The following is a 7,126-nucleotide window of genomic DNA, read 5'->3' as shown; positions in this document are numbered from 1 at the left end:
GTACGAACGGCGCTTGCGAGGAGGCATGAGGACATCCTTTCAACAGGACGACTGGTCCTGCTAACTCGGTGTCCACTACCCGGGGTGAACCTCAGTAAACGTCGGTATTCCTAAGGTATGGCTCGGCAGTGAGACAACGCACTGTGGACGCGTCCTGCGGAGGCTTGGCTGACGGCATGTTGTGTACTTGCGGCTCACGGTCCGATTCCGGTAGCAATCACGTCGACTGTTGGGCGTTGATTGGTGCTGATAGGCAGCTCTTGATGGGGCGGCGATTGAGCCAGAGCGGCTAACGGAATTGTCAAGCGTCGACGGTGAACGCGGCTGTGTAACCACGCCCAGGGCCGAGGTGTTCGTGGACGGTGGTCGGCGCGAGTCGGTTCCAGCGATGACCGAGGAGGAGCGCGAGACCGCCGGGGCCTGCGAGGAAGAGGTGGATTCGTCTGGACGGGCGCATTTCGAGCTCGGTCCGGACGGTGTTGCGTATAGCCTGCGTGTAGCCGACCGCCTGTCCTGGGCTCTTGATCGCCTGGTCATGCGGACCACTCTGGGGGAGCAGGGTGACCAGTCTCGAGACTTCGGGTAGTTGATCGCGAATGTGCTGGGTGACCGCGGCCGTCGGATCGATCGCGATGCCGATCGCGACGGCTAGTTCGTCTCCGGCTGTGAGGTCGGTTCGAACGACGTCCAGCGGCGGCGGGGGCAGCCGTGGGCTGTCGCTCGACCAGAGAACTCCTTGTTGGACGTAGCTGACCCTCTTGCCGGTGACTTGTGCCAGCCGGGCGCCGACCAAGAAGAACGCGGCTTGGCGGAGAGCGCCACGGATCAAGACATCCTGGACACCCGCCTCGGCGAGCCTGGCGACGGCGGCATCAAGTTCCGCTGTCATGGTATTCCAGTGCGAAGGAGATTCGGGCTCGACTCGGCTCATCGCGGATTGCCCGGGGTGAAGGTCGACCCAGTCGAGCACCTCGTCGGCATCTTCGGGATGAGGGTCCCGTGCGATGGCTTGAACGAGCAGAATCGCCCGTGGCTGGCTCGCTTGGAGGCCGAGCTCCGAGACCTCGTGGTGAAGCGTCGCCGCGCTCAAGACTCGTCGCCCGCCTCGTACCCATCCGGCGACTAGCGCCAGGCCGGCGCCCAAAGCTGCTTCATCATGACGCAGGCCAGCTGCGAGCATCAGGACTTGCGCGCGATCGCGTTCGCTGTTCACCGTGAGTCCGGTGCGGAAGACGAGATGGCTGAACAAGTCGAGAAGAGCGTCCCGGGGCACGCCGACGTGAGCGGCCCACTCATCCAGACGCCGCCGGGCCGGGCTGCCGAGCGGGGCGGAGGATGCGTGGGGTACAAGCATGTCGGTGCGTCCGTCGACGTGGCCAAGCAACGGGTCGTCGATATCTAGGACTCGGTTGGTGAGCAGCTCGAGGTAGGGAGGACTCTGCGGACTGCTGAGAATCTCGTAGCTGGCGAAGAGCTTCTGGAGAACCGACTTTCCCTTGCCGGTCGTCGCAGTGAGAAAGGTGTCATCCACTTTGGAGGATGTGGTGGTCGTCCACTTCACTTGGATGTACCGGTCGCCGGCGATCTGTCGGCGTAGCACGATGTCGTCGACGTTGCCGGCGCCATTGATCTCCATCTCGAGCCCGGTGAACTCGGCTTGCGGTTGAAGTACGCGCAGGGCCGCGACCCAGGTGAGGAGGTCCTGGTAGTGGTCGCCGCTGCGGCGTACGCCACTGCGAGAAGGGGGACCAGCCGCCGGTGTCGGAGTGGTCATGGTCTCACTCCTCGCCGCGCTTTTCCGCTGGCGTACAGGATCGGTGGGCGGTCGAAATCGGAAATCATGCTGATTCGCAGGTCGGGCACCCAGGACGGGGCGGTGTGTGCGGCAGCCAGCGAATCTCGCCGCTGTGGTTGAAGTCGAATGGCGGCGCCCAGCCTGCCTCGGGCCGCAGCCCGATCAGCATGTGTTCACCGGGCAGCTTCTGATCAGACTGTCCCCGGCGTTCTAAAAGCGTGGCGACTGTGGCCTTCGCCGCTAGCTGGCCGACCAGGTGCAGGTCACCGCCCACCGCGGTCATCGGGCGATGAGTGGTGCCGGTGCCGTAACCCGCGTCCAGGCTGGGTTCGGGGGCCATGCCACCTTCTTCCTGAAGGTTCTCGCGTCGGCAGACCAGGCAGCCGTGACCAGGCCATGGGCGCAGCCGGAATATTTCACCGAACGCGCCGTCCGCGAGGACGCAGGCCAAAATGGCGTCTTTCTTCGCCTTTCTGGCAAGGTGCCCGGTGACGCGTCGAGCTGCGACTCCGTCGGCCGCACACAGAACGAGGTCGACGTCGTCGACCAGCGGTCTAACCCGATTCGCTTCGACGATTATGTCCAAGTCGTATGCTTCGACTGTCGTATCTGGACGGACCTCTGCCAACTGCTCCTCGATGACCTTGACCTTGAGCCTGCCGACATGCTTAGGCGGGCCTGGATGGCGGACGAGATTGTGACGGAGCAACCGGTCCGGATCGAGAAGTTTGAGATGCCCGATCCCGTAGCCCGCTAACGCATGAGCGGCAGCACTGCCGATGCTGCCGAGCCCCACCAGCAGGACGGATAGCGTCGAGACCTTCTCTACCGGCCAGAATGGTGCCAGCTGTCCCGTCCCGCGTTCGATAGCCTGCACGTCGACGTCGACTGGGAACACGCCACCGGAGGTGACCTGCCACGCCGCTATTTCCGGGATTCCTGCGTCGGGATAGCGCGTCGGTGCCTCTGCGGACACAGTCAGCGCGAAGTAACATCCGGCCGCCGGTGGATTCCTCCAGCCGCCCGCGACCGCGTCCTTGAACCCCTCGAGTGTGTAGGCCTTACCGACCTTGCGCATGTACGACCAGTAGCCATGAACCTCCGGTGCCACGCGATACCAGATCTGCGCCTTGTACTCGATTCCGTTGCGCAGAAAGTGGGATGTCGGGTCGAGCGGGGTCGGCATCAGAGTGTTGTTTCCGTCGGCCACGGCGACAACCGCACCGAACTGTTCCGGCTCGGAGAACCGGAATGTGAGTCGTCCCCAAGGGCCGCCCGAGCGCATCCGGTGCGCTGCTTCCTCTGGGACGAGGAGAAACAAGTCAGGCGTCACGTTCTTGCCGCCTCTCCAACTTGGGCACCTGTTCGATCAGGGCGTCCCGTGAGGCGTCGGCGACGATGCTGTTGATCGTCATGGCCTCAATGACGCCGAGCTTGATCAAGGCGTATTCGACTCGCCATCCGGCGGCTTTGCGTATTAGGTCCAATATTGAACCCCGGCCGGTCCAGGACGAGTTGTTCTGGAATAGGCAAAGGCTTCCGTCGCCCATGACGTGGAACCGGGTGTGCAGGCGCTGCTCGAGTTCCGGCTTGGGGTCGATCGGGACGATGGCTGGTGGCACCATCGGATAGGCGTGGCCGTACCTGATCAGCACCAGTAGACCTTTGGGCCCGATCAGGTCCTGCAGGTGCCGCGGCTGTGGCCGGTCAAACGGCCACATTGGAAGGTGGCCTTCCCAGCGGCCCGCACCTTCCGCAGTCCAGTGGAGGTTCGGGCACAAGTAGCCGATTTCGTCCTGGTCTCGCTCGAGTCGGCGGGGCTCGCATTCCCACCAGGTGACGGGCTTCCGCATGGCTTTCGACATGCGCATCAGCCTTGTGCTGAGTCCGGGACAGGTTGCGGCCACGGGGTTGCCGCACCCGCGGCCGCGCCGACGTTTTCCGGTGCTGATGCGGGAAAGTCGTCGCCGAAGAGCTCGCGCCACAGGCTGCCCGCGACGTCGGTGTGCCCGCGCGCCGCTGCGGCGTATGCTTGCTCGGCGAGATCACGCGCGTTCTCCAGCGCTGCGCGGAGGGTGTCGACGTCCAGATCGGGCTGGATGAGGCCGCAGTGTTTTGCGGGGTCTTCGACGCCGTAGTTCACCTCGACGGCGGCTGCGGTGAAGAACGATTTCAGTGCGTCCGGTCGACTACCCTCGGTAGGCAGGCATTGAAGCGCGAGTACTTCGATGACCAGTGACTTGACCTTGGTCGGTACGCTCAGGCGCCAGTTCTTCAAGACACGGACCATGGGACGGAAGTACGCCCATTCCTGCTGTTTCGTCGCCACTTCGTTGATCAGATACTCCGGATCGGCGGTACTCCACCGCTCTTGCCGTTTGCTCGGGATCAGCAGCGTGCCGTCCGCTTGTCGCAGGACAGGCATGACGTCCACAGTGAACGCGTCGTCCTGCTCAGGCGGGTCGATGAAGCATTTGACCGCTCGATCACGACGCCTGGCAAGGCGCACATGGCCGTCGATGCCGCTGCTGGATCCCAGCAGCACGTTTACGCGACCGCCGACATGGTCGAGCGCGTCCACGGACGAGGAACCCGGTGCACCCCAGCTCTCGTGCGCGGCCGGATCGAAGACAACGATGAGATCGACATCGTGCACGGGTTTGAGCTGAGTGCTCCGAGCCAGTGAACCGGAACCGAAGACTTCGAGCACGTCTGGCTCAGCCTTGAACGCCTCCTTGAACACCTTTCGTCGTTCTCGGGCAAGGTTCACCTGCTCGCTGTCCGCGTTCACGGCCTGTTGAAAGGTGTCGAAGGCGTTGGTGAGATCCATGGTCGTACCTCGGCTCAATGATCAAAAATCGAATACTGAAAGGCTCTTCAAGATCCAGATTGACTTGGTCGGCGGTCGGCGTATTGGCCGCCTGCTGGCACCGTAGCCGCGACGTCCGACAAAACCTGGCAGCGCGACCGTGCCGAACAGGTATTCGATGATCGAAAATGCACTGAGTAATTCCGTGGTTGCCATGTGCATCTGTGTGGATGGAGGCTGGAGTTGGTAGCGGATGTCGGGTGCGTGATGTTGCTGGAACGCGGTGATGTGCCGGTCACCATTCGGCGACGCGCGGCGTCAACGCGTCTTCAGTCTGGCTCTGTTCTCCGGCTCTCATGTTGCTGTACGCCTGGACCAGTTCCTCGGTCGTGAAGTAGTTGTCCGGGCGACCGGGTAGGGCGACGACGGTGAGCAAGGTTGGGGAAGGCGTCGTTTCGTTGTAGAAGCGTTCGATCGCCAGCCCGTTGCTGACCGCGGCCTTTGCGCCAAGGTCGAGTGCCATGACCTGACCGGCGCGGGCTTGCCAGCCACTGTCCCACATCGATGCTGCCAGCACTGGCACGATGATGTGGGTGGCGCCGGTGAGGACGACGCGGCTTTGCTGGCGAAGTCGGCCGAAGTCTTCGCAGATCTGCACGGCGAACCGCCCGGCCCGTCCTTCGAGGACGGTCAGGGTCGTGTTGTGGGAGATGAATTCGTCGCGTTTGACGCCGCCGAGGTCGATTCTGTATATCTCCTGTTGGTCAGGTGTGAAGCAAAAACCAGACAGCTTGTCCTGAGTCATCAACGGGGCGAGCCAGCCGTTCCGGTGCACCAACACCGCTCGGTTGGGCAGTCGATTGCTCTGTGGCTTCGGCCCGACGCTGACCACGGGACCTGTGCCCAGCAGTAGCCAGGTGAGTGAGCCGTCCTTCGGTCGGGGAGTTGACTTCAGCAGCTCTTGCCATTGGGGCAACAGGTCGTCCGTTAAGCAGCCTTCGGGCAAGATGGCCAGCGAGGCTCCGCTCTGGTCGAGCGCGCGCAAAGCTGCGGGAAGGCGTGGGCCGATCCGGGTGGCGTCGGGGACGACTGTGTAGAACCTGTCGTCGGACTCTACGATGTTCCACCGCAGATCTTCCGGTCCGGCGAGCAGCGGCAGCTGAGCGATGGTCAGTGGTGGTTTCGGTTCCAGTACTCCGGAAGTGCTTGTCTTGGCCGTTCGTGGCAGGTCGTGGAGCGCCGGAACTGGATGGATCTGCACGTCTGCGCTGATCTCGGGGGACAACCGCAAGAAGTGGAGAAAGTCGTCGATCGAGTCCGGGTCGACGCCGGGCCGTCCATCCGATGCTCGGCTGGGCAGCAAAAGACCGACGGCCTGATCGTTGAGCTTGCCGGTCAATTCCAAACGTGCCCGGAGGTAGTCCAGTGCCGATCCGTCGGGAGCGCCGGTCTCGGGATTCGCGCTGAGCAGAGCCAGGTCAAGGCCCCGCAGAATGCCGAACAGGAGGCATCGGTCGTGCGCGTGCCGGAGTAGCCAGCGATCGTCGAGTGTCCCGGTCGCTCGCACTTCAGCGCATACCGAATCGCGAGCCTGCGAGACGTCGTCCCGCAGGCTCCACTCGTCCAGCGCGTCTGCGTGCTCGGACTTCAGCTGGTCGTAGAGCTTGACGTAGGCGTCAGCAGGATCCATACTTAACACTTCCTTGATTCTGGAGGTGGGAGATCATGCTCCCCGCACTGGAGGTTGTCGCGCCCTCGATCAGGCCGAGCAGTCCTATGCCGGCCAGCGCGCCCGCTGCCGACGGCGATCTCGCCGGTCTGCGCGGAAGTTTTGACATCTGGGCACAAAAGCTCGCCGACGAGAACGGTGACGGCAAGGTGCTCGGTGAGCAGGTGCAGCTTGGCCGCTGGACCACTGCTGTCGGCAGGTGGCTGATCGACGCCACGCTCCTGGCTGACGTCCCGTCGCTGGAACACGCGTTGCGTGCGCTCCAGGATGCCGCGGCACGCTTGCGGCCTGATGGCCCGGTAGCTCGCTTGGACGCCGTGCTCCACGCTTTCGCCGAAATCGCCGTCGCTGGTCTCGACCGGACTGAGCAGACGGTCATCGCCGATACTCTGGATCCTGGATCGTGGGCCGCCAAGATGCTCGTGCTGGCGTACCAGAACCCGCATATCACCAGCTCGGACATCGGCACGCGACTCGCCGTCCACGAGGCACAGATCAGCCGCAGCGGCAAAGCGCTGGAGGAACGAGGGCTCGTCGTCAAGACCAGACACGGTCGAGCCAAAGGTTGGTATGCCACACCCCGCGGCGAAACTGTCGCCAAGCGGCTCGTAGCGCGAGCGAGCAAGTAGTCGGGACTGCTCGACGAGTTCGCGGCCATCCGCCGTCGTGGTGTTGAGCTGTGCGTACCCACGCGCCCTCTGAGGTTCACCCCGGGTAGTGGACACCGAGTTAGCAGGACCAGTCGTCCTGTTGAAAGGATGTCCTCATGCCTCCTCGCAAGCGCCGTTCGTAC

Annotated in this window: 7 protein-coding genes; 1 reads left to right on the top strand and 6 read right to left on the bottom strand. The window is 63.4% G+C overall.

Annotated elements, in window-relative coordinates; all coding sequences use genetic code 11:
- Positions 1-301 precede the first annotated feature (301 nt).
- From ACFV15_RS47365 to ACFV15_RS47340, 6 genes are all read right to left on the bottom strand, one after another.
- Complete coding sequence (locus tag ACFV15_RS47365; protein WP_378360004.1) at positions 302-1,774, bottom strand: SAVED domain-containing protein; 1,473 nt, start codon at positions 1,772-1,774, stop codon at positions 302-304.
- A 64-nt stretch (positions 1,775-1,838) separates the two neighbouring features.
- A complete protein-coding gene (locus ACFV15_RS47360; protein WP_378360002.1) occupies positions 1,839-3,128 on the bottom strand; it encodes a ThiF family adenylyltransferase in 1,290 nt (429 codons plus the stop codon).
- Complete coding sequence (locus tag ACFV15_RS47355) at positions 3,118-3,660, bottom strand: hypothetical protein (protein WP_378360001.1); 543 nt, start codon at positions 3,658-3,660, stop codon at positions 3,118-3,120. The genes ACFV15_RS47360 and ACFV15_RS47355 overlap by 11 nt, the downstream gene beginning before the upstream one ends.
- A gap of 5 nt (positions 3,661-3,665) precedes the next feature.
- Positions 3,666-4,625 carry a nucleotidyltransferase domain-containing protein gene (locus tag ACFV15_RS47350; RefSeq protein WP_378359999.1) on the bottom strand — a complete coding sequence of 320 codons (960 nt, stop codon included), beginning with the start codon at positions 4,623-4,625 and terminating at the stop codon, positions 3,666-3,668.
- 21 nt (positions 4,626-4,646) lie between these two features.
- Positions 4,647-4,820, bottom strand: coding sequence for a hypothetical protein (locus tag ACFV15_RS47345; RefSeq protein WP_378359997.1), 174 nt, complete (start codon positions 4,818-4,820; stop codon positions 4,647-4,649).
- Positions 4,821-4,899: 79 nt separating this feature from the next.
- Complete coding sequence (locus tag ACFV15_RS47340) at positions 4,900-6,294, bottom strand: hypothetical protein (RefSeq protein ID WP_378359996.1); 1,395 nt, start codon at positions 6,292-6,294, stop codon at positions 4,900-4,902.
- Positions 6,295-6,329: 35 nt separating this feature from the next.
- Between ACFV15_RS47340 and ACFV15_RS47335 the strand changes: the two genes are divergently transcribed.
- Positions 6,330-6,962, top strand: coding sequence for a MarR family transcriptional regulator (locus ACFV15_RS47335; protein ID WP_378359995.1), 633 nt, complete (start codon positions 6,330-6,332; stop codon positions 6,960-6,962).
- Positions 6,963-7,126: the final 164 nt, after the last annotated feature.

Origin of the sequence: Amycolatopsis sp. NPDC059657 (assembly GCF_042734395.1) — a bacterium.
In the GTDB taxonomy this organism is placed as follows: domain Bacteria; phylum Actinomycetota; class Actinomycetes; order Mycobacteriales; family Pseudonocardiaceae; genus Amycolatopsis.
The sequence above is the reverse complement of the archived record's forward strand: the minus strand, read 5'-3'. Positions and strand labels throughout refer to the sequence as shown.

Coding starts and splice junctions, on each gene's coding strand:
- ACFV15_RS47365 (WP_378360004.1), bottom strand. CDS start 1,774: ATGACCACTCCGACACCGGCGGCTGGTCCCCCTTCTCGCAGTGGCGTA.
- ACFV15_RS47355 (WP_378360001.1), bottom strand. CDS start 3,660: ATGTCGAAAGCCATGCGGAAGCCCGTCACCTGGTGGGAATGCGAGCCC.
- ACFV15_RS47350 (WP_378359999.1), bottom strand. CDS start 4,625: ATGGATCTCACCAACGCCTTCGACACCTTTCAACAGGCCGTGAACGCG.
- ACFV15_RS47345 (WP_378359997.1), bottom strand. CDS start 4,820: ATGGCAACCACGGAATTACTCAGTGCATTTTCGATCATCGAATACCTG.
- ACFV15_RS47340 (WP_378359996.1), bottom strand. CDS start 6,294: ATGGATCCTGCTGACGCCTACGTCAAGCTCTACGACCAGCTGAAGTCC.
- ACFV15_RS47335 (WP_378359995.1), top strand. CDS start 6,330: ATGCTCCCCGCACTGGAGGTTGTCGCGCCCTCGATCAGGCCGAGCAGT.